This is a genomic window from Nonomuraea fuscirosea (assembly GCF_003001935.1).
GTDB classification, from domain to species: Bacteria; Actinomycetota; Actinomycetes; order Streptosporangiales; family Streptosporangiaceae; genus Nonomuraea; species Nonomuraea fuscirosea.
Window position 1 is genome coordinate 120,517 of the sequence record NZ_PVNG01000018.1, and the last position, 24,594, is coordinate 145,110.

The 24,594-nt window shown below is 70.7% G+C and carries 25 protein-coding genes, 1 tRNA gene and 1 pseudogene; 11 read left to right on the plus strand and 16 right to left on the minus strand.

Translation table 11 applies throughout. The features are described 5' to 3' along the window. Nucleotides 1–76: 76 nt before the first annotated feature. The 3 genes from B0I32_RS36210 (at nucleotide 77) to B0I32_RS36220 (ending at nucleotide 1,783) form a co-directional block, all read left to right on the plus strand. Nucleotides 77–292 carry a hypothetical protein gene (locus B0I32_RS36210; RefSeq protein WP_245956235.1) on the plus strand — a complete coding sequence of 72 codons (216 nt, stop codon included), beginning with the start codon at nucleotides 77–79 and terminating at the stop codon, nucleotides 290–292. Nucleotides 293–389: 97 nt separating this feature from the next. Further along, entirely contained in the window at nucleotides 390–974 is a 585-nt protein-coding gene (locus B0I32_RS36215; protein ID WP_106247453.1) for a TetR/AcrR family transcriptional regulator, read from the plus strand. Beyond that, on the plus strand, nucleotides 971–1,783 hold the full coding sequence (locus B0I32_RS36220) for an alpha/beta fold hydrolase (RefSeq protein WP_106247454.1): 813 nt from the start codon (nucleotides 971–973) through the stop codon (nucleotides 1,781–1,783). The genes B0I32_RS36215 and B0I32_RS36220 overlap by 4 nt, the downstream gene beginning before the upstream one ends. 68 nt (nucleotides 1,784–1,851) lie before the next feature. On the opposite strand, the gene B0I32_RS36225 is transcribed toward B0I32_RS36220, so the two are convergent. Together B0I32_RS36225 and B0I32_RS61110 are read right to left on the minus strand one after the other, a co-directional pair. Then, entirely contained in the window at nucleotides 1,852–2,241 is a 390-nt protein-coding gene (locus B0I32_RS36225) for a hypothetical protein (protein WP_146178438.1), read from the minus strand. A gap of 172 nt (nucleotides 2,242–2,413) precedes the next feature. Then, the gene (locus B0I32_RS61110; protein WP_106247458.1) at nucleotides 2,414–3,598 is read right to left on the minus strand and encodes a PucR family transcriptional regulator; all 1,185 of its coding nucleotides are present in this window, start codon (nucleotides 3,596–3,598) and stop codon (nucleotides 2,414–2,416) included. A gap of 227 nt (nucleotides 3,599–3,825) precedes the next feature. Between B0I32_RS61110 and B0I32_RS36235 the strand changes: the two genes are divergently transcribed. Together B0I32_RS36235 and B0I32_RS60315 are read left to right on the plus strand one after the other, a co-directional pair. Then, nucleotides 3,826–4,836 carry an ATP-binding cassette domain-containing protein gene (locus tag B0I32_RS36235; RefSeq protein WP_106247460.1) on the plus strand — a complete coding sequence of 337 codons (1,011 nt, stop codon included), beginning with the start codon at nucleotides 3,826–3,828 and terminating at the stop codon, nucleotides 4,834–4,836. Further along, the gene (locus B0I32_RS60315; protein ID WP_106247462.1) at nucleotides 4,833–5,669 is read left to right on the plus strand and encodes an ABC transporter permease; all 837 of its coding nucleotides are present in this window, start codon (nucleotides 4,833–4,835) and stop codon (nucleotides 5,667–5,669) included. The genes B0I32_RS36235 and B0I32_RS60315 overlap by 4 nt, the downstream gene beginning before the upstream one ends. Before the next feature lie 2,028 nt (nucleotides 5,670–7,697). Here B0I32_RS60315 and B0I32_RS60320 read toward each other — a convergent pair. The 4 genes and pseudogenes from B0I32_RS60320 to B0I32_RS36255 all read right to left on the minus strand — a co-directional run. After that, nucleotides 7,698–9,005 (minus strand): annotated as a pseudogene (locus B0I32_RS60320) (AfsR/SARP family transcriptional regulator); the annotation flags it as partial. A 61-nt stretch (nucleotides 9,006–9,066) separates the two neighbouring features. Then, nucleotides 9,067–9,264 carry a hypothetical protein gene (locus tag B0I32_RS61795; protein WP_181308161.1) on the minus strand — a complete coding sequence of 66 codons (198 nt, stop codon included), beginning with the start codon at nucleotides 9,262–9,264 and terminating at the stop codon, nucleotides 9,067–9,069. Next, the gene (locus B0I32_RS61800; RefSeq protein WP_146178439.1) at nucleotides 9,254–9,574 is read right to left on the minus strand and encodes a VENN motif pre-toxin domain-containing protein; all 321 of its coding nucleotides are present in this window, start codon (nucleotides 9,572–9,574) and stop codon (nucleotides 9,254–9,256) included. Before B0I32_RS61800 ends, B0I32_RS61795 begins: the two co-directional genes overlap by 11 nt. Nucleotides 9,575–9,673: 99 nt before the next feature. After that, the gene (locus tag B0I32_RS36255) at nucleotides 9,674–10,057 is read right to left on the minus strand and encodes a VOC family protein (protein WP_245956236.1); all 384 of its coding nucleotides are present in this window, start codon (nucleotides 10,055–10,057) and stop codon (nucleotides 9,674–9,676) included. A gap of 181 nt (nucleotides 10,058–10,238) precedes the next feature. On the opposite strand from B0I32_RS36255, the gene B0I32_RS36260 reads away from it, so the two are divergent. From B0I32_RS36260 to B0I32_RS36270, 3 genes are read left to right on the plus strand one after another with little or no spacing between them, the layout of a single operon-like run. After that, nucleotides 10,239–11,375: a hypothetical protein gene (locus tag B0I32_RS36260; protein ID WP_146178440.1), complete on the plus strand. Its 1,137-nt coding sequence runs from the start codon at nucleotides 10,239–10,241 to the stop codon at nucleotides 11,373–11,375. 53 nt (nucleotides 11,376–11,428) lie between these two features. After that, the gene (locus B0I32_RS36265) at nucleotides 11,429–12,199 is read left to right on the plus strand and encodes a hypothetical protein (RefSeq protein WP_146178441.1); all 771 of its coding nucleotides are present in this window, start codon (nucleotides 11,429–11,431) and stop codon (nucleotides 12,197–12,199) included. Then, nucleotides 12,192–12,794, plus strand: coding sequence for a MauE/DoxX family redox-associated membrane protein (locus tag B0I32_RS36270; RefSeq protein ID WP_146178442.1), 603 nt, complete (start codon nucleotides 12,192–12,194; stop codon nucleotides 12,792–12,794). The genes B0I32_RS36265 and B0I32_RS36270 overlap by 8 nt, the downstream gene beginning before the upstream one ends. A 214-nt stretch (nucleotides 12,795–13,008) precedes the next feature. On the opposite strand, the gene B0I32_RS36275 is transcribed toward B0I32_RS36270, so the two are convergent. The 4 genes from B0I32_RS36275 to B0I32_RS36290 form a co-directional block, all read right to left on the minus strand. Then, complete coding sequence (locus tag B0I32_RS36275) at nucleotides 13,009–13,344, minus strand: hypothetical protein (protein ID WP_106247472.1); 336 nt, start codon at nucleotides 13,342–13,344, stop codon at nucleotides 13,009–13,011. Nucleotides 13,345–13,579: 235 nt separating this feature from the next. Next, nucleotides 13,580–16,366: an AfsR/SARP family transcriptional regulator gene (locus B0I32_RS36280; RefSeq protein ID WP_181308163.1), complete on the minus strand. Its 2,787-nt coding sequence runs from the start codon at nucleotides 16,364–16,366 to the stop codon at nucleotides 13,580–13,582. Nucleotides 16,367–16,531: 165 nt separating this feature from the next. Next, on the minus strand, nucleotides 16,532–16,699 hold the full coding sequence (locus B0I32_RS36285) for a pirin-like C-terminal cupin domain-containing protein (protein ID WP_106247476.1): 168 nt from the start codon (nucleotides 16,697–16,699) through the stop codon (nucleotides 16,532–16,534). A 164-nt stretch (nucleotides 16,700–16,863) separates the two neighbouring features. After that, the gene (locus tag B0I32_RS36290; RefSeq protein WP_106247477.1) at nucleotides 16,864–17,739 is read right to left on the minus strand and encodes a LysR family transcriptional regulator; all 876 of its coding nucleotides are present in this window, start codon (nucleotides 17,737–17,739) and stop codon (nucleotides 16,864–16,866) included. 89 nt (nucleotides 17,740–17,828) lie between these two features. Here B0I32_RS36290 and B0I32_RS36295 point away from each other — a divergent pair, with 89 nt between their 5' ends. Continuing rightward, a complete protein-coding gene (locus tag B0I32_RS36295; RefSeq protein ID WP_106247479.1) occupies nucleotides 17,829–18,683 on the plus strand; it encodes a TIGR03564 family F420-dependent LLM class oxidoreductase in 855 nt (284 codons plus the stop codon). Here the strand turns inward: B0I32_RS36295 and B0I32_RS36300 are convergent. After that, nucleotides 18,667–19,821: a questin oxidase family protein gene (locus B0I32_RS36300; RefSeq protein WP_106247480.1), complete on the minus strand. Its 1,155-nt coding sequence runs from the start codon at nucleotides 19,819–19,821 to the stop codon at nucleotides 18,667–18,669. The genes B0I32_RS36295 and B0I32_RS36300 overlap by 17 nt on opposite strands. A gap of 201 nt (nucleotides 19,822–20,022) precedes the next feature. Here B0I32_RS36300 and B0I32_RS36305 point away from each other — a divergent pair, with 201 nt between their 5' ends. Continuing rightward, complete coding sequence (locus B0I32_RS36305) at nucleotides 20,023–20,475, plus strand: hypothetical protein (RefSeq protein WP_146178443.1); 453 nt, start codon at nucleotides 20,023–20,025, stop codon at nucleotides 20,473–20,475. A gap of 97 nt (nucleotides 20,476–20,572) precedes the next feature. Here the strand turns inward: B0I32_RS36305 and B0I32_RS61805 are convergent, their stop codons facing one another. Beyond that, complete coding sequence (locus tag B0I32_RS61805) at nucleotides 20,573–21,082, minus strand: RICIN domain-containing protein (RefSeq protein ID WP_425438126.1); 510 nt, start codon at nucleotides 21,080–21,082, stop codon at nucleotides 20,573–20,575. Nucleotides 21,083–21,503: 421 nt separating this feature from the next. Between B0I32_RS61805 and B0I32_RS58100 the strand changes: the two genes are divergently transcribed. After that, nucleotides 21,504–21,662: a hypothetical protein gene (locus B0I32_RS58100; RefSeq protein WP_181308165.1), complete on the plus strand. Its 159-nt coding sequence runs from the start codon at nucleotides 21,504–21,506 to the stop codon at nucleotides 21,660–21,662. 178 nt (nucleotides 21,663–21,840) lie between these two features. On the opposite strand, the gene B0I32_RS36310 is transcribed toward B0I32_RS58100, so the two are convergent. The 4 genes from B0I32_RS36310 to B0I32_RS36325 form a co-directional block, all read right to left on the minus strand. Beyond that, nucleotides 21,841–21,913 (minus strand) — tRNA-Arg (locus tag B0I32_RS36310). 148 nt (nucleotides 21,914–22,061) lie between these two features. Further along, a complete protein-coding gene (locus tag B0I32_RS36315; RefSeq protein ID WP_106247483.1) occupies nucleotides 22,062–22,418 on the minus strand; it encodes a hypothetical protein in 357 nt (118 codons plus the stop codon). Between the two features lie 276 nt (nucleotides 22,419–22,694). Continuing rightward, nucleotides 22,695–23,327 (minus strand): response regulator, encoded by a 633-nt coding sequence (locus B0I32_RS36320; RefSeq protein WP_106247485.1) that lies wholly within the window; start codon nucleotides 23,325–23,327, stop codon nucleotides 22,695–22,697. After that, nucleotides 23,324–24,523, minus strand: coding sequence for a sensor histidine kinase (locus B0I32_RS36325; protein WP_245956237.1), 1,200 nt, complete (start codon nucleotides 24,521–24,523; stop codon nucleotides 23,324–23,326). Before B0I32_RS36325 ends, B0I32_RS36320 begins: the two co-directional genes overlap by 4 nt. Between the last annotated feature and the right edge of the window lie 71 nt (nucleotides 24,524–24,594).

A 24,594-nucleotide genomic window follows, 5' to 3' on the forward strand; every position in this document is an offset into this window, starting at 1 on the left:
GCGGGTTTTCCGGTGGAACGGGGGCCGGGGAATCGAGGGCTGGACCGGCTGCCACCCGGCTCGTTAGAGTGGCCGTATGACTACTCTGGGTTACGACATTGATGCGCTGCGTAGTGCGTTCCCCGGCTGGTCCTTCTTCTACAGCGACGAGGGTGTCCTGTACGCGACCAGGCGCGGTGTCCGGCTGGATGACGACGAGATACACCGCGGCCTGCATCAGACGGTGAGCGCGAACGACATCGACGCGGTCGTGGACCTGCTCCAGGACCAGCAGCGCGTAGAGGCCGCCTGACCTTCCGTCCCGCCGCGTCCCGCTCAACGGCGGAGTCCTGCTCGTTTCCGAGAGGCCCTAGGATATGCCTAGGAAGTCTTGGAAATGAGGAGGGCGCATGGCGCGGGCCGGGCTGACGGCGGAGCGGGTGACGGTCGCGGGCGCCGATCTCGCCGACGAGGTCGGACTCGATCAGGTGACCATGTCCGAGGTCGCGCGGCGGCTCGGCGTGAAGGACGCCAGCCTCTACACCCACGTACGCAACGTCGAGGACCTGCGCGGGCGCATCGCGCTGCTGGCCGCGGACGAGAAGACCGTGCGCATCGCGGAGGCGACCGCCGGGCTGGCGGGCAAGGACGCGCTGGTCGCGTACGCGAACGCGTGGCGGGAGTTCGCCCACGAGCATCCGGGCCGGTACATGGCGACGCAGGTGCCGATCAGGATCGATCCCGAGCTGGCCGCCAAGGCGACGGGGCCGCGGCGCGCGGTCGAGCTGACGTACAGCATGCTGCGCGCGTACGGGCTGGCCGAGCCCGACCTGACCGACGCCGTACGGGTGCTGCGCAGCACCTTCCACGGGTTCGTCGCCCTGGAGGCCGCGGGCGGGTTCGCCCACGCGCGCACCCCGCAGCAGACCTGGGCCCGCACGCTCGACGCCCTGCACGTCCTCCTGGAGCACTGGCCGGAAGGGGAGTCCGTATGAACGGCAGCCTGCGGGTGCGCGGCGCCACCCTGCACTACGAGGCGCGCGGCGAGGGGCCGCCGCTGCTGTTGATCCCCGGCGGGACGGGCGGCGCCGCCTCTCTGGAGACCGTCGCCGAAGATCTGGCCACCGAGCACACGGTCGTGACCTACGACCCGCGCGGCCTCGGCCGCAGCCCGCTCGACGACCCGGAGGCCGGGCAGCGGGTGGCCGAGCACGCCGGCGACGCGCTGCGCCTGCTGGACCTGCTCGCCCCCGGCGTGCCGGCCCGCGTCTTCGGCTCCAGCTCGGGTGCGATCGTCGCCCTGCACCTGCTCACCGCCCATCAGGAACGCCTCGAACGGGTGGTCGCGCACGAGCCGCCGGTGGTGGAGGTGCTTCCGGACGCCGCGGTGCATCGTGCCCTCGTCGCCCGTGTGGGCGAGACGTTCCGTACCGAGGGGCTCATGCCCGCGATGGCGGTGTTCGCGGCCGGGCTGAGCAAGGACGGTGAGCCCGCCCAGCCCGAGCTGCCGCCGCAGGCGGCGGCGCGGGCCGAGCAGACGATGGCCGGCCTGCCGTTCTTCGTCGGCCGCATCGTGCCGAGCTTCATGTCCTACGTGCCGGACGTCGACCGGCTGGCGGCGCTGTCGGACCGGCTCGTGCTCGCCGCCGGCCAGGACTCGCGCGGCGAGCTGCCCTACCGCCCGGCCGCGTACCTGGCCGAGCGCTTCGGCGCCGAGCTCGTGCACTTCCCCGGCGGGCACACGGGCCTGACCACGCATCCCGCCGAGTTCGCCGAGCTGCTCAGGAAGATCCTGCGCGCCTAACCCGCCCGGTACGCCGGCGAGCCACCCGGGGGCACACCCGGGTGGCTCGGTAAGGGGCGGATCGGGGGTCAGACCTCCTGGACGTTGGCGGAGCGCACGGTCCACGGCGGCCCGCACGTGCCGCGCCCGGTGAACCGGTTACCGGCGAAGATGATCGGGCTGGCGAACTGGTAACCGTCGGAGCAGGTCACCAGGATCCTGATCGCCCCGCTGAACACCGAGCAGTCGATGTCGATGTAGTACGCGGGGATGGGCACTCGGCGGGAGCACGAATACTGGGCGTTCACCGACGCCCCGCCGTCCTTGCCCGGCGTGTCCGCGAGCTCCGAGGTCGACTGGTCGGTGAAGCCGCGTTCCGGCGCCGCGGTGGCCGTACCGGTGTGCAGTGCGACGGAGAACAGCAACGCCGCGATCGCGCTGAGCACGCCGATGAGCATTCTTCTCGCATGTACTGCCATGTCGTCGAAACCTTTCGCTGGTTTCCATTTCGGCTCGGCCGAGCCCTGCGCCGCTACTTTCGCCGAGCCCGGGACTTCCGGTCATCGTCACTTCACGAGAAACACCGCGACGGCGGCGCGGCGGCGATTGTCACTCGTGTCAAAACAGGGCCGGTAAAGGGTTCGGACAGGGTCAGATAAGGGTGTGTTCGGTCCACGCGCCCGCCAGCAGCCTGGCCACGGTGGTGCTCAGCACCCGGACGCCGTGGGTGGAGCCGGGCTCGATGCCCACCAGTTCCCGCACCCGCCGCAGCCGGTAGTCGAGCGTGCGCGGATGGATGTGCAGCGACTCGGCCGTACGCAGGCGGTTCATGTCGTGGCGGTAGTAGGCGTCCAGCGTCGGGACCAGGTCGGGCCCGTCCCCGAGCCGGCGCGCCGTCTCCCGCAGCCACTGGTCCACCTGCGGCGTCTCCACCGCGCCCAGCTCGGCGAACACGTCCGCCACCCCGTACGACCTGCGCGGCACCCGCTCCATCGGCGCCACCCTGCTGACCTTTCGCGCCAGCGCGGCCGCCTGCGCCAGGGTGTGGCGGCGGCCGTGTGCGGTGCCGGTCGAGCACGGCCGCCCCGCGATCTCGGCCACCGTCCGCGCCAGCGCCAGCCCCGTCTCCTCGGCCGCCGTACGGTGCTCGGGCCGCGTCCCGTGATACGGCACCAGCGCCACGAACTCGTCCGGCTCCTGCCACCCGAACGGCACCCGGTGCCGCCGCAGCAGCGTGCACACGACCTCCTCCCTGCGCTTCGGCGGCGGCGCCGAGGCCACCCGGACGACCGTGACCAGGTAGTGCTCGGCCGTCGGCACCCCGAGGTGGTCGGCCAGCTCGGCGGCCATCGGGTCGTCGTGCAGCACCATGGTGGCCAGCAGGTGCACGCGCGAGGCCGTCGGCAGGAACCGTTCGTACCCGCGGAAATAGCCGCGCGTGTAGGCCGCCTGCGCCGTCGGGCCGTTACGGCCCAGCCAGTCGATCAGCCGCATCGTGTCGGTTAGATCGCCCGGCCCGGCCGCCTCGGCGATCTCCCGCAGGGTGAAGGCGGCGTGCAGCGCGAGCGCGCCGCGCTGGCAGGCGGGCGCCACGCCCTGCGCGCCGCGCTGCTCGCCGACCGACTCGATGAAGGCCAGGTCGCCGTCCAGCAGCGGCTCGCCGGACGCGGCCAGCTCGGCTGTCCGCCTCCGTACGACGACCGCGAACTCCAGCATCGACGCCCGCGCCCTGGGCTCGACGGCCTGGAAGCCGGCGATCTCGCGGGCGCAGGCGTCCACCACTTTCCTGGCATTGTCGTCGGCCCGGCGTCCGAGCATGCCGAAGAGGTCCCCCATGTCGAATTCTCCCCGTGACGTCGCCGTGTCTCCATGAAACGCGCAGTTCCGTATTCGCCGGAGGGACGTCCGCGTATCAAAAGAATTTCGCGCGCCGCTGACAATGTGCCGGAGACCAGGCCACATGAATATCGGCCCGCCGTTTCACGGTGAAAGTTTCACGCCGCCGGCGCTCCGTGAAACCCGGTCGAGGGCACCGTGAAACCGGCGCCGCCGAGAGTGGCGCCATGAGCATCACAGAACTCGACCCGCCCCCCGACGTGGCCGTACGCGCCCAGGGCTTGGCGAAGACGTTCGGCGGCCATCGCGCGGTCGACGGGATCAACCTGGACGTGCGGACCGGCGAGATCTTCGGCGTGCTCGGCCCGAACGGCGCCGGGAAGACCACCATGCTGCGGATGCTGGCCACCCTGCTGAAGATCGACGCCGGCCGGGCCGAGATCTTCGGGGTCGACGTGGTCGATCAGCCGCACGTCATCCGCCAGCTCGTCGGCGTCACCGGACAGTACGCCTCCGTCGACGAGAGCCTGACCGCCCGCGAGAACCTCTGGCTGTTCGGCCGGCTCCAGGGCGTCGCCAGCTCGCGAGCCCGGAGCATCGCCGCCGAGCTGCTGGAGCAGTTCGGCCTGGAGGAGGCCGCCGACAAGCCGATCGCGCAGTTCTCCGGCGGCATGCGGCGTCGCCTCGACCTGGCGGCCAGCCTGATCACCAGGCCGCCGCTGATCTTCCTGGACGAGCCGACCACCGGGCTCGACCCGCGTACCCGCGGCCAGATGTGGGAGACCATCCGCGGCCTGGTCGCCGACGGCTGCACCGTGCTGCTGACCACCCAGTACCTGGACGAGGCCGACCAGCTCGCCGACCGCGTCGCCGTCATCGACCACGGCCGCAAGGTCGCCGAGGGTACCCCCGACGAGCTCAAGACGGCGGTCGGCAACTCGACCCTCCAGCTGCTGCTCGCCCAGCCGGACGACGTACCCGCCGCCGTGCGGGTGGTGCGGCGCGTGCTCGGCTCAGAGCCCGTGCTCAGCCCGGAGCAGGGCCGGCTCAACGTCGCGCTCGACCAGGCCGACCTGGCGGCGGAGGTGCTGATCGCGCTGCGTACCGCCGGGGTGTCGATCTCCTCGGTGAGCGTGGCCAAGCCCAGCCTGGACGAGGTGTTCCTCGCCCTCACCGGCCACGAGACGGACGGCGACGAGGCCGGGAACGCTGCCGGCACCATGGAGGAGAACCGATGAGCACCACGATCGCACCCGCCCGCGAGAGCGTCCGCGCCACCGACCGCGTCGCCACCGCCCGGCGGCGCGTCACCGTCGGCGAGACGTTCAGCCAGACCATGACGCTGGCCTGGCGGGCGCTGAAGCGGATGCGCCGCAACCCGGAGCAGTTCTTCGACGTGGCGCTGCAGCCCATCCTGTTCACCGCGATGTTCGCCTACGTCTTCGGCGGCGCCATCGCCGGCGACGTGGAGAGCTACCTGCCCCTGATGATCCCCGGCATCCTCGCCCAGACCGTGCTCACGACGTGCATGGCCACCGGCACGCAACTGCGCGAGGACATGGAGAAGGGCGTCTTCGACCGGTTCAAGTCGCTGCCGATCGCCCGGATCGCGCCCCTGGCCGGCCCCATGGTCGCCGACCTGCTGCGGTACGCGATCGCGGCCACGCTGACCTTCGGCATGGGCATCGTGATGGGTTATCGCCCGGGCGGCGGGGCGGGCGGCGTGCTCGCCGCGATCCTGCTGGCCATCTTCACGGGCTGGTCGCTGGCGTGGATCTTCACCTGGATCGGCACGATCGCCAGGAGCGCCCAGGCCGTGCAGGGCATCTCGATGATGATCCTGTTCCCGCTGACGTTCCTGTCGAACGCGTTCGTCCCGGTCGAGTCCCTGCCGGATTGGCTGGCGGCGTTCGTCCGGATCAACCCGGTCTCACATCTGGTCACGGCCGCCCGCGACCTCGCCAACGGCGGCCTCGTCACCGGAGAGGTGGCCTGGACGCTCGTCGCGGGCCTGATCTCCATCGTGATCTTCGCGCCCCTGTCGGTACGCAGCTACAAGCGGCACATGTGAGCTGCACGCCGGCCTGTCCGCGCCGCCTCCGCCGGTCTGCTCGACGAGACGCATCGCCTCGTCCAGCAGGTCGGAGCCGCGGCGGGCGCCGTACTCGGCCCGCACCGCGGCGAACGTCCCCGGCGCGATCCGCTCCGCGTACGGCTCGATCCGCTCGATGGACATGACGGGCATGGTGCCGTTGTACGCGAACCGCTCGGCCAGCAGCAGCAACCTGATCGCGGCCTCAGGGTCCATGGCCCCCCGCAACAGCCCCCAGGCGCCGAGCCCGAAGAGCATCGAACCGCACATGGGGTAGTCGAGGATGGGGTTGTCGGGGGTCAGCAGGTCGTACCTCCTGACGCAGGCGAACAACTCCTCCCCGTACGGGAGGTCCTCCGGCGCGGCGTGGTAGGCGTACGCCGTCAGCGCGATCGACTCCGAGATCACCGTCCACGGGGCGCGCTCCAACCGCGGCACCCCGGGCATGCGCAGGTCACGCGCTCGCTGGACGGCCAGCCGATACTCCGCCAGCGCGACGGACGTCCGGCCGCGCGCCAGGGAGAGCTCGGCGGCGCACAACGAGACGATCGCCATCCCGCCGATCACCGCCTCGCTGTCGTTGATCCTGGAGATCGCCGCCATTTCGGCTTCCGCGCCGTCCAGGTCGCCCCCGGCGATGGCGCAGGCCACCAGCACGGCGCGCAGTTGCGCCTCGTCGTCGGCGGCGCCGAGCCGGCTCAGCACCGGGATGGCGAGCCGCGCGTACCGGACCGCCCGGCCGCGCTCGGCGAGGTTCAGGTACAGGTGGGCCAGCATGGCGTGCATGATCGCGATCAGCCACGAGCCCTCGTCGCCGTGGACCAGCTCCAGGGTCCGCTCGGCGGCCGCGATGGCTCCGCGTACGTCACCCGCGTTCTCCAGGATGTGGGCGATCTGCCGCGTCGCCGCGAAGGCCTCGGCCCTGTCGGGGCTCTCCGCCAGCTGCGTCAGCCGCCGCAGCATCTCGGGGCCGTCGAGTCCATCGCATTCGAGCATCACCCGCCACAGCGCCGCGACGGTGGGATCCGTCCCCTCCGAGACGGGCAGCGAACGGAGCAACTCGCGCACCGTCTCCCCGCGATCATCGACAATGATCATGATGTTGACCAGCGCGACCAGCAGCGCGGTCCGCGTCACCTCGACCAGGTGGGGCGGCGGCTTCCAGCCGGACAGCACCTGGTTGATCGCGTCCCGATGGACGAGGACCCGCGCGTGGTCGCCGCGGATCGACCACAGCGCGCCGATGCCCGTGAGCAAGCGCACCGTCGTGGCCGGATCGGACTCGCCGAGAGCCTGCCTGAGCAGGTCGGCGAGGTTGCTCTCCTCCGCGCGCAACGCGTCGGCCGCCGCGAACTCCTCCGGGCTGAACAACCGGGCTGCGTGTTCGAGCGCGTACGCCGTCGCCCACGCCCGCTGCGCCGCGCGGGCGGGCTCCTCCTCGCCGGCCTCCCTCAGCCGCATCCGCCCGAACTCCCTGACGGTCTCCAGCATCCGGTAACGCAGGCCGTACGTGGTCTCGCGGACGCTCAGCATCGACTGCTCGGTCAGCGCGTCCACGACGGGCAGGGCGTCAGGCCCGAGGACGTCCTCCGCCGCGGCCAGCGTGAACCCGTCGCCGAACAGCGACAACCAGCGCAACGCCCGCCGCTCCGGCTCGTCCAGCAGATTCCACGACCAGTCGATGACCGCGAGCAGCGTCTGATGCCGGTCGGGGGCCGTCCGGTTACCGCCGCGCAGCAGCGCGAACCGGTCCGCCAGCCGCCGCGCGATCTCCTCCACCGACATCACCCGCACCCGCGCCGCGGCCAGCTCGATCGCCAGCGGCAGCCCGTCCAGGCGGGCGACGACCTCCCCGACCACCCGCTCGTCGATCCGCACGTCCGGCCTCGCCGCCGTGGCCCGCTGGCGGAACAGCTCCACCGCGTCACCGGCCGGCAGCTCGCCGAGCAGGTAGACGCGTTCGGCGGGGATCGACAGAGGTGCGCGCGAGGTGACGAGCACCCGCAGGTCGCGGGTCGTCACGGTGAGGAACGCCACCAGATCGGCGACGGCCTCGATCAGGTGCTCACAGTTGTCCAGGATCAGCAGCGCGGGAGCCTGGTCGAGATGCCGGGCGATCCGGGCGCGTACGTCCGAACGCTGCTCGGCGGTCAGCACCCGGCGCCCGCTGACCGAGTCGCGCACCCCCAGCGCCGAGCCCACCTCGCCCACCACGCCCTCCGGCGAGGACACGCCCACGAGCTCGACGAAATGAGCGACAGGCTGGGCCGCGTTCCTGCCCACCACATGAGCCAGCCGCGTCTTGCCCAGCCCGCCGGGGCCGATGATCGACACCACCCGGTGGGTGTGCAGCAGGGCGTGCACCGCGCGGATGTCACCGTCCCGGCCGAGCAGCGACGAACCGTCGTACAGGATGCCCTGACGCACCGGCCGATCCGCTACCAGCAGCTCGGCGTGGACGCGGGCGAGCTCGGGCCCCGGCTCGGTGCCCAGCCGCGCGACCAGCCCGGCGCGATACCGCTCGTAGCGCTCCAGCGCGGACCCCGCACCTCGTACGGCGGCCTCGCTGCGGAGCAGGCAGGCGAGCAGTTCCTCGTCCTGCGGCCGCCCGGCGGCCACCTCCTCCAGCAGGGGCAGCGCGCTCTCATGGGCGCCACTCCGGCTCAGGGCCACCGCCGCCACCCGCCGCGCCTCACCCACCCACGCCGCCGCCACTTCCCGCAACTCAGCCAACGCCCCCACAGCCCCGTCCAGCCCTCCGACCGCCCCAGAGCCACCCGAACCACCTACCCCAGCACCACCCGCACCACCCGCACCACGGACACCGCCACCACCCGCGCCACCCGCACCACCGGCACCACGGGTACCTCCACTACCCGCACCTCCAGCACCAAAGGCATTCCTAGCACCGGCCACCACACCATCGGCCATGACCGTCATCGCCATGGCCTCATCGGCCCGCCGCCGCGCCAGCACCATGTCACCCTCGGCCAGCGCCTCCCGCGCCTGCTCCACCAGCCCGCCGAGCAGCAACGCGTCCACCTGGTCGGCGGGCAGCCCGAGCCGATACCCCCGCGGCATCCGTACCACCACGTCGGCCCCGGTCGCCGCCCGCGTCCGCGACACGACCACCTGCAGTGCCTTCGTCGGATTGGCCGGCGCCTCCTCCGGCCACAACTCCTCGACCAGCCGCTCGTCACTCACCCCCGCGCGTCCGTGCAGGGCGAGCACGGCCAGCAGCGTATGGGCGCGATCCCCGACCACGCGCACACCCCGCCAGCGAACGCCGTTCAGCAGGATCAGGGCAGGGGACATACCCACAGCTTACGGACGACCGCCCGCCGAGGCGCGCGACCACGCCCCTCCACCACGATCCTCACCCCGCCCTCCACCGCACCCGAACCCCCACACCCAGCAAGCCGGCCGCGACGCCGTACCCGAGCGGCTGCGACGCAAGCAAGGCCAGCCACGGAAGCCTCCCGTCCCAGCCGGCGCAGTCGAGCAACCTGACGAACGAGACCATCTCCAGCACCTGCATGAGCGCGACCACCAGCATGACCGACTCAGCCAGCACCCCCACCACCACACCGACCCGCCGCCCCGCCCAGACCGCCACCACGCCCGACAGCAGCGCGCACACGGAGGGCAGCGCGTTCGCCAGCAGGACCCGCTCGATGGTGTTCAGCACGCGAGCCCGCAACTGCTCGACCCACGTATCCTCCGGAAAGCTCGAAAGCGGCCCGGCGCACCACACCTCCCCGCCGGGAACGTACCGCTGCGACAACAGCAGCAGAAACGTCAGAACACACACCGCCAGCGAGGCCGCCCACCAACGTAGAAAGCGCACGAACCACCTCCCGCACAAGATCGACAGCCCACATCATGCACCGCCCTGTCGCCTCCGGGACAGGGCGCGTACCGACGAAGAGAGTGATGCTGGGCCGATGGCCTCAGCCGCTGCTGCCGATGAGCGGATCGCGTGATCAGCCGTCGTCGCGGCACAAGCAGAAGGGGTGGCCGGCTGGGTCGAAGAGGACGCGGACGTTGTCCTGGGGTTGTTCTGTGGCGACCGAGGCTCCGAGGGCGACTGCCTCGGCGACCGCTGAGTCCAGATCGCCGACCTGGAAGTCGAAGTGCATCATCGGGCGCTGTTGCCCGGCGGCGGGCGGCCAGACGGGGGCTTGGTAATCGGTCGCCTGCTGGAACACGATGTAGATGGAGCCTTCGGGAGCGGCGAGAATCGTGGTTCCCGGCTCCTGATGGCCGATGGGCCATCCGAGCAGGTCGGAGTAGAACTGCGCCAGAGCGGCGGGGTCGGGGGCCTCGATCGCGGTGCCCCACCACATGCCCTTGGTTCGTGATCGCACTGGTGCACCTTCTCGCGTGAGCGCCGATGTCGGTCGTGGAGGCACGCTAGCGCCGGTTGCGGACGATCCGCTTCCGGAAAGATGAACTGCCGCTCGCCCGGGAATCGATCATCACTTCTTGAGACACTGTCCCCAGCCCACAGCGCCGGCTGGAGCGGGCATCCCCTTCCCGGGAGGGTGTATGAGCGTTGTGCTGGCGGTGCTCGGTGTCGTCGCCTCGATCGCCGGGATCGTCCAGACCGTGGTCGTCATCATCGAACGGGGCGAACGCAGGCGTCGTGAATCGCAGACGACCGCGTCAAGCGGCGAGGGCGGCGGCGTCGGCAGCCAGGTAGCAGCGCCTCGCCGTGACGCCGAGGCGTTCGACATCGAGGCGCCCTGGAATCCGGATGTCGTCAGCAGTTCCTGGCGGTCCGCTCTCGCCTACCTTCTCGGGTTCGTCGGGGGACTGATCTTCCGTCGCGATCATCGGCGTCGCGTACGGTTTCACGCCGTGCAGTCGATCCTCATCGACATCGTCGCCGTCGTGTATCTCGTGATCAGTCTCGTTCTGGTGGGCGTCTACACCTCGATCCGGTACCAGGGGGCAGCGATCCCGTCGGATGACGTCGTCATGTGGACCTGGACGCTCTCCTCCCTGCTCGGGCCGCCTGCCCTGCACCTTCTCCTGACCGTCCTGGCGCTCACCGGCCGGAGCCCCCGTATCCCGCTGCTCTGGAAGGTCGCGGCCTCGGTCACCGCCCGTCCGGCCCCGGACGCCGGCCCAAGCTCCGGCCGGGCGAGACCCGTCTCTTCCCCGCCCCCGCCGAGGCGGTCCCGGAGCGCCGATCCGGCTCAGGCCTTCGAGCCGGTCTGGGGTCGTATCGGGAGGCATGCGGGCGAGGCGTTCCGGCTCCGCCGCGGCGCCACCTTCACCTATCGGCTGGGCGAGAACGAGATCTATCCCGACCGGACGACGATCGGTATTCACCGCTCAAATTTCGCCCGCGCGTGGGACCGGCGACCGCTGTCGGGGCCTGGGCAGCTCAGCAAGGACATCATCGGTCCGTCGTACGTGTACGCGATCCTCACCGACCCGCGGATCGCGGCAGACGAGCGAGGGGACGGAGTGTCGCGCCCTATGGCGACCGAACTGGTCGAGGAACGCCCGTACGAACCGGCGCTGCACCGGGGGCGCCGCGCCGCCGAGGGCGGGTGCTCCTGGCACGGCCGTACCTGCGAAGAGCCGGTGGTCGCCAGCGTCCTGACCCGGGACGGGGGCGGGGAGACGTGGCACGCCGTGTGCCGCCGAGCCTTGAGCGCCCTTCGCGGCAGCTGATGAGCGTGGCCGGGACCCCGTTGAACGGGGCGGCTGAGCAGGTGGGGCGGAGTGTGGTCACGGCCTTCGCCGGTTGCGGCAAGGTGGACTTCGCCTATGGCCAGGGGTCCGTGTTCACCGGATTCAGCACAGAGTCGGACCTTGACCTCGTGATCATCTGGGCTGAGGACGAACCGCCGCCGGCAGCCAGCCGGCCGGTCGGGCAGTTGACTGACGCCGGCAGTACGCCCACGCAGTTTCATGACCGCACGTTCGGGCTCGACAAGATGCGCGTCTCCGGGTGGGAGGTCGATGTCGCTCACTACCCGCGGACCCGGTTCGACTCCTGGTGCGCGTTGGTCAGGGACGGTGACGGATGGCAGCAGGAGGAGTGGCCCCAGCCGCTGCACGCGGTGGCCGGCTTCGTTCACGGCGTCCTGCTGGCGGACGGCGAACGGGAGGGCCAGGCGATCAGGGAAGCGATGCGCGCCCCGGCTCCCCGACTGATCGGCAAGGCTACGGGCGCGTTGGCGGAGCAGTTGCCCGGCTATTCGCACGCGCTGCTCGACTGTGCTGACCGTGGTGACGAGTGGCTCTTTCATCAGCTCGCCGCACGGCTGGTCAGGCACATTTACGTCGCCTGGTTCGCGGTCGAAGGGCACCACCTGCCTTTTCCCAAGCGGCTTGGTCAGTGGGTCCGGCATCTGCGGCTGAACGAGCAGGGTGTTCGGCTCGAACGACGCATCTGGGCGGCCGGCACCCTGCATGAGCGGCGACTTGCCATCGTGCGCTTCGCGGATCATGTGCTCGCCGGCGACGCTGCGAACGGGCGGGAAGGTGGGTGATCTGTTCTGGCCTGATAATGAGGGCCGGGATGATCACTGCTGGTACGGAGTTGCCGTGATGGGCTATGTGGTTGTTTGGGGTCGGCTGCTGGTGCTGGGGGTCTTTCTGGTCTCGCTGGCCGGCAAGGTGCGCGGCCGTCAGGCGTTCCGGGAGTTCGTCGTGGCCACCGGCACGTTGCTGGCCGTGGAGCGGAGGTGGGCGCGGTGGCTCGGTTCGCTCGCGGTGGTGGCGGAGGTGGGGATCGTGGTGCTGGTCGCTGTGCCGGGCACCGTACCCCTGGGGTTCGCGCTGGCGGCGGTCACGCTGGGTGGGTTCGGGTATGCGCTGGTTCGTGCCATGGGGCGGGGGAAGGGGGCGTCCTGTCGCTGTTTTGGCGCGTCTGAGAAGCCCGTCGGCCGGCATCACGTCATCCGTAACGTGGTGTTGATCGGGGTGGCTCTGGTGGCGATGGGGGCGACGTTCGCTGGGACGTCGGGTGGCGTCGAGCTTCCTGGGGTCGTGATCGCGGCGGTGGCGGCGGCGGTGTGCGTGCTGGTCGTCGTGCGACTCGACGACATCGCCGAGCTCTTCCGTCCTGCCCCAGTAGGACGCTGACGGTCAGCCCGCCGTCGGGCGGTGGCGGTCGGCTCGCCCCGTACGTATCGAGAAGGCCGCCGCCACCGGCGGAGTGGCGGCGGCCACGGTCGTGCCCCCGACGACGACCGCGAGGGTGGGGAACGTCGTGACCGCGCGGTCGGGCCCTCGTACCGCTCCACCACGACGAGCGCCTGGCCGACGTAGTCCTGCGCCCCGGGGCGCAGGCGTCAGCTCAGGACACGCACTTGAAGCCCTCTTCCTCGGACTTCTTGTTGGACGGGCCGAGCCCCTTGATGTCGTCGACCTTGACCTTCCCGTCGATGTAGTCCTGGAGGCCGGCCTGGTCGCCGTGCTTGAGCATGACGTCGACCAGGCAGTTCAAGGCTTTGTCCGGGACGCCCTCAGCGTCCTTCTCCGTCTTGAACTTGGCGAGGAGGCTCGCCTTGTCGACCCCGCCGCCACCGCTCCCGGCGCTCTCGCCCGTCCCGCCGCAGGCGGCGAGGCCCGAGACGAGGAAGAGGGCGGCGACGAGCAAGGAGGCGGGACGGGCGATGTTAGAGAAGGGCATGGGAGTTCTTTCTGCGAATGATGGGATGAAGTGCTGCCTGCGAATTCAGCGGACGGCGACCAGGGGTCGGTCGCCGCCCGGGTGTTCTCACACGTCGTCGTACGGACGGACGGACAGACGGGTGTCACGGCCAGGTGAGAGCAGTGCGTTGGCCACCAAGATCGTGGCATCGGCGGGGATAGGCGTCGTATACGTGACGTATATGCGCGGAGCACCGCATCCCCGCCGCGCAGAGTCAGCGGGCGGGCGTGCCACCGAGGCGGTCGAGGTGATCGCGTACCGCTCCGGCCTTGTCGTGCCCGAGCTCCTCGTAAACGGCCAGCGCCGCTTCCAGGTGCGCCACCGCCTCCTTGGCGCGCTCCCGCGCGCCGTGGGCGAGACCGAGCGCCTCATGCGCCTCCGCGCGCAGCAGGGTGTCACCCGCCCGGCCGGCCAGCGCCAGAGCACGCCGGCCGCACGACACCGAGTCCTCGTACGCGCCCATGTCGCGGTGCAGCGCGCTCATGCTGACCAGGATCTGGGCGATGTCCCGGTCACCACAGCCGGTCTCGCTGATCTCCAGCGACGTACGATAGTGGCTCATCGCCTGGTCGAGCCGCCCGACGAGGTGGTGCGCCTCGCCGAGGTTGCTGTGCAGCAGGGCGTTGAAGTGGTGGGCGTCCTGCAGCGACGCACCCAGGGTGGCCGCCTGGTCGAGCCGGCGGATGGCCTCCTCGGGGCGGCGGGCGTTGACGTACACGGCGGCGAGGTTGAGCAGGGCCGTGGCCGCGCCCAAGGTGTCCCCGAGGCCGAGCCGGAGCCGGTGCGCCCGCAGGCAGGCCGCCACGGCGCTTTCCGTGTCACCGAGCAGGCTGTGCGCGACGGCGAGCCGGCCCGTGATCATCGCCTCGCCCCCGGGGTCCGCGGCCCGCACGGCCGCCTCCGCGGCGACGGTGTACAGGTCGGCCCACTGCCTGGTGTGGTGGCGCCGCTGCAGCCAGCCGTACATGGCCGCCGCGAGCTGCCAGGCCGGCGCCGGATGAGAACGTGCCGCTGCCCGTACGGCGGCGTTCAGGTTCGCGGCGTCGGCGTCGAACCAGGCCAGGGCCGCGTTCTCGTCGGCGAAGCCCACGGGGCTGGCCGGGGAGGTGAAGTTGGGCCGTTCCTTCGGCCGCAGCACCCGGTCGGCCGCGTTCGCGGCGTCGCGGTACCAGGTCAGCATCGCGGTCATGGCCAGGTCCCGCCGCTCCGCGCTCTCCTCGGCCAGGCATCGCTCGTGGGCGTAGATCCGTACCAGATCGTGCATCACATAGTGGTCGCCGGAGACCGGCCGGAGCAGGTGGGCGGAGACGAGCCGGCCGAGGAACTCCCGCGTCTCGCCGGCCGTCCCGCCCATCAGGGCGGTCGCGACGGCCAGGGACGGTTTGGGGCCGGGGTGCAGCCCGAGCAGGCGGAACATCCTGCGGGCGGGCTCGCTCAGCTGGCGGAGTGAGGCGCGCAGCACCGCGCGGACCGAGATCTCGTCCTCGTCGACGGCGAGCCGGTCCAGGCGTACGCGCTCGTCGGCCATCTCCGCCACCAGCTCCGCGACGGCCGAAGCGTAGGTCGACATCTCCAGGCGGGAGGCGGCGATGCGCAGCGCCAGGGGGTTCCGGTCGCACAGCTCGGCCAGCTTCTCGGCGCCCGCGACCCTCCCGTCGTACGGGAGCCGTCCGCGGATGAGGGCGACGGCGTCGGCCATCGGCAGCGGCCCGAGCGATAATCGCGGCACGCCGTGCGTGGTGGCCAGACCGTCCAGGCGGAGCCGGCTGGTGACCAGGGTCAGGACCCGCGCGGCCCCCGGGAGCAGTGCGCGCACCTGCGCGGCCGAGGCGGCGTTGTCCAGCACTACCAGCATCCGCCGGTCGGCCATCAGCGACCGGAACACCGCTCCCCGCTCCTCCGTCTCGGCGGGGATCCGCCAGGGCGGGACGTCCAGGGCGCGCAGGAAACGCTCCAGCACCAGCCCCGGATGCAGCGGCGTCTCGGCCCCGAAGCCCCGGAGGTCCGCGAAGAGCTGCCCGTCGGGGAACAGGTGACGGGTGAGCTGCGCCCACCGGACCGCCAGGGCCGTCTTCCCCACCCCCGCCGGCCCCACCACGGCGACGACGCCCGCGCCCGCCGTGATCTCGTTCAGCCGGTCGATCTCGTCGTCGCGTCCGACGAATCCGAGCGGGCTCCCCGGTAACTGGGCCGGCACCGGCGGCCCGGCCGGGACATCGGTGACATCAGGGACATCCGCGGTGTCCGTCCGGCGTGACCGGTCGAGCTTGGGGTCGGAGGTGAGGACGGCCCTTTCCAGGGAACGCAGCTCCGGGCCCGGCTCCAGCCCCAGCTCGTCCACGAGGACGCCACGCGCCCGCCGGTAGGTCTCCAGCGCGTCCGCCCGGCGGCCGGACCGGTAGAGGGCGAGCATCAGGTGTGACCACAGGCGCTCACGGAAGGCATGCCGGTTCACCAGCGTCGACAGCTCCGCCACCAGCGAGGCGTCCTGCCCCAGGCGCAGGTCCGCCTCTATCCGCTGCTCCAGGGCGACCAGGTGCCACTCCTCCAGGCGGGACCGCTCCTCGCTCAGGGCGGACTCGGCCGAGAGGTCCACGAACGGGGGTCCCTGCCACAGCTCCAGCGCCGTGCTCAGCACCCGCCGGGCCCGTACGGGATCCTCCGCCGCCAGGGCCTCCTGCCCCTCCCGTACGGAAGCGACGAACCGGCAGGCGTCGACCTCGGCGCAGTCGACGTCGAGCCGGTACCCGGCGCCACCCTCCCGCAGCACCCGATCGGGCCCGAGGATCACCCGCAGGCCCCGCGTGTACAGCCGCAGGTTGGCCGCGGCTGAAGGCGGAGGCGCGGACCCCCACAGCGCGTCGACCAGGTAGTCGGCGCGGAAGCTGCCATGCGGATGGCCGAGCAGCACGGCGAGCAGGAGCCGCTGCTTACGCGGCCCCAGGGCCGGGACGACGTCGCCGGACCGGACCCGCAACGGACCCAGAACCTTGAACTCCACGATCACGCTCCTTCCGCGTGACGCGTATGGCGCTCGCGCGCATGACCGCGGCGGCGATGTCATGGCGAAATCTCGACCCGGGCCGCTTCGAGCAGGGCACCGGGAAACGCCCCCCGAAGGAGCCCCCACTCGATCGACGGTCATCCGTACCTTAGCCGGAGTTGATCATCCAGGCTGCCTGATGCCGGAAACCGCGCCGCGCTCGTGGATCACGTGCCGGAGGGCACGGGGGATGCTGCCGAACTTGCCGGAGTGGAAGTCGCGGTAGGCCTGCTCGATCTCGGCGCGGGTGTTCATCACGAAGGGGCCGCTGGCGTACACGGACTCACCGATGGGCCGCCCGGCCGGGACACCGGATCCGGGTCGGGCCGATCCTCCTCGCCGGGGCCCGCCGGTTCAGATCACGTACGCCCTCACGCCCGGCGCCGAAGAGCTCGTCTCCGCACTTCAGCCGCTGGCGCACTGGAGCGAGCGGCACCGGGCGAGCTGACGGCGGGTCACTGTGCCGCTTGGGGCGGGTCGGTGAACGCCCGGACGAACGAGGACACGCAGACGTCAGGAGTCGCCAGCGAAGCGACGATGTGCCCGTCGATGCTCAGCGGCGGGTCGAGCGGCAACGCGCGGATCCGGCGGGCGGCGTACCCGGTCAGTTGCTCGGCGGTCAGCAGCGTCCACGCGCCCTGCCCGGCGCCGATCTCGATCAGGACGGTGAGCAGTGAGCCGCCCGACCGGCCCGTCGATCCCCCTCCGGCCTGGTGCAACGCCGAGGTGACCGCTTCGTGCAGCGCCGGGTCCTCCTCGTGCGCGGGCAGGCGCAGCGCGGCGCGATCCAGGTCCGCGAGCCGCGCGACGGGGAGGCCGGCCATCGGGTGCCGGTCGGAGACCACGGCCAGCAGCGACTCGGACCAGGCGCGGACGACGCGGACGCCGGTGGCCTCCACCGGACCGCGTACCAGCGCGAGATCCAGCTCACCGTCCCTGACCGCGGCGAGCCGCGCGGGCACCGGCAGGTCCACCAGCATCGCCTCGGCGGGCCGTTCCCCTTCGTGCAGGAGCTCCGCGCCGCGCTCCAGGCGCGCGGTCAGGCCGGGGGCGACGCCGATCCGCAGGAGGGCCGCCTGCTCCCCGGCCACCACGCGCACGCGGGCCGCCGCGGCGAGGGTCTCCTGAGCCGCCTCCAGCACGCGCCGGCCGGCCGGGGTGAGCCGGACGTGCCGCGGGGAACGGTCGAACAGGCGGGTGCCGAGCTCCCGTTCGAGCCGGGCGATCTGGTGGCTGACGGCCGGCTGCACGATGTTGAGCCGCTCGGCGGCCCGGCCGAAGTGGAGCTCCTCGGCGACGGTCACGAAGTAGCGCAACGCGCGCAGCTCCACGTCCCACGCTCCTACGATGACAAAAAGTAATCGCTGAACAGTCTAACTGGGGCTGGTTCCGCCGGGTATCGGACGGCTGGGATGGAGACATGCACTATGGCACTGCTTTGATCAATCCCACGTCACCCGCGGACGTGGCGGCCGCCGCGGCCGACGCCGCCGACCGCGGACTCGACACCTTCTGGACCAATCAGAACCCGGGCGGCTGGGACCCGCTCACGCTGCTGGCCTCCCTCGGCCGCCGGCCGGCCGAGGTGGGCACGGCGATCCTGGCCACCTACCCCCGTCACCCGGTGACCACCGCGACCGAGGCGCTGACCTTCCAGGCCGCCGCGGGCGGCGGGCTCGCCCTGGGCGTCGGCCCGAGCCACGCCTGGTACGTCCAGGACCAGCTCGGCCTCCCCTACACGTCACCGCTGCGGCACACCCGCGAATATCTGACCGTGCTGCGCCCCCTGCTGCACGGCGAACCGGTCCGGCACACGGGCGAGTTCTTCACCGTCGACACCCGCCTGGACATCACCGCCCCGGCGCCCAGCCTGCTGATGTCGGCGCTCGGACCGCGCATGCTGGAGGTGGCGTACGACCTCGCGGACGGGGTGGTCGTCACCTGGATCACCCCGGAGATGCTCGCCGAGCACATCGCCCCGCACACCGCTCCCGGCGCCCGCATCGTGGCCCAGCTCATCACCCTGCTGAGCCCGGACCCCGACGCCGCCCGGGCCGCCGTCGCCGAACAACTCGCCGCGATCGGCCAGATGCCCGCGTACCGCGCCTCCCTCGGCCGCGCCGGGCTCGACAACCCCGCCGACACCATCGTCATCGGAGACGAGACGACGATCACGGACGCGCTGAAGCGGTATCAGGACGCGGGGGTGACCGACCTGGTCGTCTCACCCCTCAACGAAAGAAGCCGCACCCTGGACCTCATCGCAAAGGCTTGATCAGGCCGGTCGCGCGGACCACCGCGGCGAGGGCATCGGGATCGCCGGTGCGCCGGTGGACGTCCAGCGCGGTGTCGGCCAGCTTGATCACGTGCTCGTCTCCGTGCCGCACCGCCAGCTCGAACACCTCCTCCGCCGGCCCGGGGACAGCGGGCAGGTCCTGGCGGGGAACGGGCTGATCGGGGGCATAGGCGGCGGTCACCGCAGCACCTGCCGCCCACGCCGCGTTCAAGCCGGCCACCCACATCTCGGCCGGCAACGCGGGCAGCGCCCGCAGCACCGCCGTCGGCGCCGTCGCGGTGTGGACCAGCATGACGGCATTGCCGTGCGCGTGAGTGGCGTACCGCAGGGTCGCCGCGTCCGCGAGCTCGGTCAGGTACGCACGCGCCTGCTCGGGGTCGGCGGCCGGCTTGAGCGCGGCGAGCGAGGACCTCCATCCGGCGAGCTCACCCAGCTGTTCGAGGCGATGATTGATCCCCGCACTCTGGTCCGGCACACGGGGCACTCCCGCGAAGGCACGCTCGGGCCCGGCCGTACCGGACGGCGCGTCGAATCCCGCGGTGGCGCGCTCGGACGCGCCTGTACTGGACGGCGCGTCGATCCCAGGCGTACCGGACCCCGTCATGACGCGCTCGGAGCCGCCCCTACCGGACAGCGCCTCGAACCCCGCGATGGCCTGCCACCGCGCCGCCCAGTACCCGAGCGCCTGCCCCAGCTCAGCCAGCCGCGTCTCGTCCTCCTGCCGCAACAACGCATGAATCGCATGCCCCGTGCGAATCACCCCGTGCGTGGCTCCGGCCGCGATCCCCGGCAGCAACCGTGGCCACCAGGTCCCCAGCACGGCCCGCCACGGCTGCTCCCGCAACTCCCTGTCGAAGTACGCCAGCCAGTCGCCGAGCCGGCGCGGATCACCCAGCGCCTCCCGCCACTCCCCGGCCTCGATCGGCGAGCTGCCGCGCGGCAGCTCATCCAGCCGTCCGACGTACGTGTCGAGCCAACGGTGCACTTCACGCCCGTACCCGTGCCTGACCATCGATTCGACCGCCATCGGCCCGTGGTTGGACAGCCACCCGTCGAACTCGGGTCCGGTCGTGTGCAGCCGTCCGTACGCTTCGTCCAAAGTCCCGGTGTCATTCATGCCATCGGACGCTAGTAGCTCCCACCACCCCACACCTCGGCCCTCCGACCGGGAACCCCTACTGCTTTGGACCTAGGTTTCCGCGTACGGGGGACGGCTCAGCGCTGCCGCTGGGCCTTTCCGGCACGGGTGGCCGGGCGCCCCATGAATCGTGATCAATGCGTGTGCGTCGCGAGACGGCCGGATCAGATGCTTGCAGGTGTGGATACGGGCAAGGTGAGCATCTCACCTGCCGCCGAGGGACGGCTGGCCGAGCGGGCGGTAGCCGCCGCGTTCGCCGGCACCATCCTGATCCTCGTCCCGCTCGGCGTGTTGCTGCTGCTGGCCGCCCTGTCCGACGACTCACGTTGCGGTCACTTCGGCTGTGTCGGCTTACTGGCCGACGCGTGGAAGGTGGGCAGCTGGGCGGCGATCGTGCTCGCCTGGCCGCTGCTGCACCTCTTTCGCGTGCGCCCGGCGTGGCCCGTCGCCGTGCTGGCGCCCTTCTTCCTGGTGCCGATCTGGGAGCTCGCCGAAATGCCGCTCAGCGTGATGGCCGGAACGTTCGCCTACCCGCTGGCCGCCCTGGTGAGCTCGCCGCGCCTGTCGTGGCGAAGGCGCAGTTTGGTTCTGGCCCTCTTCCTTATCTTCTGCGTTGTCCTGGCACTTTCTTAGGGTAGTTCTGGCCTGGGCATGTTACGTCTTCGCATTCAGCCGCGATCGCTGATGCTGCGAGCCGTCGGGGACCGTCGAGTGATGCACATGGCGGCTGTCACCAGTAGGTCACGCTCCACCCCCTCGATGGACTGCTGATGCAGGGCAAGGGCTCCACGTCCGCCCCCTCCGTAATGGCAGCGGGAGACAGGCATCGCTCTGTGCCCGTGCTCGAGTTGCGAATGGCGGAGTTCAGGTGCGTCCAATACTGAATGCGATGGTCGATGCAGTGCTGTAACTGCGTCACGTTGACTCCGGATACGGTTACGGCAGCTAAGCAGTAGCCGCTTTGGAGGTGGATCAGCCACCCACCGTTCCACCAGCCCCACCTCTGGCCGGTGTCGCTGCTGTTGCAACGACCCAGGTAGACGCCCCAACCCAAGTTGCCGCTGGTGTCCAGGCACAACCCCTGGTTCGCATGATTGGCGATTTTGAATGGCCCGGGAGTTCCGGGAGGATAGTCGGCGCTGGAACCTTCACTGCGTGGACTCGCTGACGCACTTCCCACGCCGCCGAGGACAAGCATGGGGATCGCCAGGGCGACGGCTGCCAACCGGAGTCGGAACATTGTTGCCCCTTTCGATGAGGAAGACCGGAGCTTCCTCGAATGGACTGCTTGCTTATTCGCGAAGCGGCCGCTATTCAGTGCTCGGCCGATGAGAGAAGGCCAGCCCTAGCTGCACCCGCTTCCATGTCACTTTGACATGAACAGCCTTCATTTGAGCTTCATCGCAATCCAGCGGTAACGGCGGTCAGAGGCCGCCCAACGCTCGGCTGTGCCCCGACTGCGATCGGCGCGAGCTCATGCGGGACGGTGCGGTGCTTGGCCAGATTGCCGGGGTGATGGGGGGAAGGCCGAACTCGACCCGCCAAGCGAGTTGTCTGCCGCGCCGCATGACCCGCCGACTGTACGCAGGGGCGCGGGCTGCCTGGATGAGCAACGGCGGAGTCGACATCGACCCCGGTACATCGGCTCGGGCCAGACGCTTGTGCTGGAGTTCGCCGGAGACGTTCAGGAGATCGCCGAGACGAAGGAGCACCGCCTGTTGTGGCGGCTGACCGGGACGTTGATCACCGGCCAGGTCGCACCTTGCGTAGTGATCGATGACAAGTCCTGGTGGAAGACCAAGGCCGACAACGGCAGCTGACGTCAACCGTCGTCAACCTTGCTCGCCAGTGCGCCTCAGCCGCCGGCATCTTCGCCGAGGCGATCGGTGAGTGAGGCGGACCCGCGTAAGCAGGGGTGTCAGCCAGATCGCGCGATCGTCCTAGACAAGCAGAAAGGCCCGCTCCAGGGATCCCTGGTGGCGGGCCTTTTGTGCTGTGCGCGGCCGACAGGAGTCGAACCCGTAACCTTCTGATCCGTAGTCAGATGCTCTATCCATTGAGCTACGGCCGCTCGCTGCGTAAGCAAGCATAGCGGGTTTTCGGGAGTGCCTCGAACCGGATACGGGGTTATGACTGGTGTTGGTTCGGGGGCTGGGTGGGTGTGGGGTGGTGTGAGGGGGTTTGAGCAGGGGGAGCTTGTGGGTCTTCTGGGTGCGGGCTTACGGGTCCGCTTGGTTCAGGAGGACGTCGAGCAGGATGGCCATGTCAGTCAGTCTGCGGAGGATGAGGGCGTACTGGTCGTGGGTCTGGACGCGGATCTTGGTGAGCTGGTCGGTCGTGTGCCTGCGGAAGCTTTCGATCTCGTCGTTGAGGGCGGAGAAGTCTTGGTTCAGCTCCGCTTGGAGGCATATGACCTGGGTTCTTGTGTCGGTGTGCGAGTCTCCCGGCGTGCGGGGGTGTCTGCGTCGTCGGCGTCGAGGTCTCAGGGGGCTGAGGGTCGGGTCGCCGGTACGTACGGTGGCCTCCAGGGCGTCCGCGCGGAGTTTCAGTTGGCGAATCTCCGTCTCGATGTCCACGTACCTCTACCTTCGCGGTAGTTGGGAGGGATCCGCTTGCGAGGGTGTGCGCTCGTGGTCCCACGTTCTGTGAGCACATGGTTGCAAGGTGTGGGGGGAAGTGGGAAACCGTGATGGGTGGGCGGGGTGAAGACTTTCTCCCGGGGGTGTAGTGGAGATCACCGCTGGGTGCGTTTCTCTGCTCGGCGGGTGGGTGGTGAAGGTGGCATCTACGGCAAGAGCAGGCAAAACGCGGGAGAGGGTGAGTGCGCTCCGGGGCCTTGGAGTGGCGTGCCGCTACGTGCCCTCTGAGTAGTAGATGGCTGCTTGGACGCGGCTTTTCAGGCCTAGTTTGTTGAGCACGCGGCTTACGTGGGTCTTCGTGGTGGCTTCTGCCATGTCGAGTTCGCGGGCGATCTCGGCGTTGGACAGGCCCCGTCCGATGCAGGCCAGCACTTGTTGTTCGCGGGGGGTCAGGCCGGCTGGGTCGGTTGCCGGTTCTCTGCGGGTGGGGAGTTGCTCGGCGAAGGCGGCTATCAGGCGGCGGGTGACGCCTGGTGCGATGAGCCCCTCGCCGCGGGCCACCACGCGGACCGCCTCCACCAGGGATTCGGCGTCGGTGTTCTTCAGCAGGAAGCCGGCCGCGCCGGCCCGGAGGGCGCCGAAGACGTATTCGTCGACGTCGAACGTGGTGAGGATGAGGACGTCGCAGACTCCCGCCAGCGCGCGCGTGGCGGAGATGCCGTCGAGCCGGGGCATGCGTACGTCCATCAGGACGAGGTCGGGGCGCAGCTCCTCGGCCATGGCGACGGCGCGTTCGCCGTCCTCGGCCTCGCCCACGACCTCGATGTCGTCGGCTCCGCCCAGGATCAGCACGATTCCGGCCCGGACCGCGGCGTGATCATCGGCCACGAGCACCCTGATGGTCACCGTCCGCCTCCAGTGTTCTTCTTCTCGGCTGCCGGGTCGGACCCGGCGCCTCTCGTGTCCATCTCGGTCGTCGTCGGCAGGGCCACCGAGACCCGCCAGCTTTCCCCGTCGGCCGCTCCGGCCTCGAACCGCCCTCCGACCAGGGTTGCTCGTTCGCGCATGCCGATCAGGCCGGCGCCGGCGCCGGGTAGCCCGCCTCGCCGGTCGAGACTCAGCGCGTTGTCGACGCGGACGACGACCTGGTCGGGCTCATAGCCGAGCACCACGGAGACTGGAGACTCGCCGTGTTTGAGGGCGTTGGTGAGCGCTTCCTGGAGTATGCGGTAGCCGGCGAGATCCACGGACGGGGGCAGGTCGCGGGGCTCGCCCTCGATCCGGGTCCGTACGTCCATGCCTGCTTGCCGCACCCGTTCGACCAGGGGATCGGCGTCCCCGAGGCGTGGGCGGGTCGTCTCGCTCTCGGCCTCGTCGCCTTCCTGTCTCAGCAGGCCGATCATGGCTCGCATCTCGGCCATGCCCGCGACACTGTTCTCCCGTACGGACTCCATGACCTTCCGCACCGTCTCCCGATCGAGATCCTTGCGCGACAGCGCGGCGGTGGACTGGATGGCGATGGCGCTGAAGTGGTTGGCGATCATATCGTGCAGCTCGCGAGCCATCCGGGTGCGTTCGGCGGTGACGGCGGCCTGGCGGTCGAGCTCCGCCAGGCGGGCCACCTGCTCGGCCCGCGCCCGCTCGGCCGCCGCCCGATCTCGCTGCTCGCGCAGGTAGACCGCGGTGAGGACGGGCGTGACGAGCACCAGCCCCGCCTGCACGCCCATCACGGCCAGCGCGCGCCAGTCTGCGGCGAGGAACCCGGCCGTGGCGCCCGCCCCGACCGCCAGCACGGAGGTGGTGCCCAGCAGGATGCGGGACAGGCCGGCCGGACCGTAGAGCGCGGCCGCGTACAGGTTGTCGGTGAAGACCAGTACCGTCCCCAGGGACGGGCCCACGAGCCCGTCGATCGCGATCCCGACGACCCCGAGCCCCAGGCAGAGCAGCGGCGCCCGCGTCCGCAGCAGGACTCCCGCGCAGGTGAGCGCCAGCGGCACGAACAGCAGCCAGGTGGGCGTGCCGCGATGGACGTACGACCCGCCCGCGATGAGCAGCGCGCCCATCGCGAAGGCCAGCGCCGCTCCCAGCGTCACCCGGTTCATCAGAAACCTCCGAGGAGACCCCAGCCTTCAGGCGGGGGAGGAATCGGACCTTGCGGGAGCAGGACAGAGGC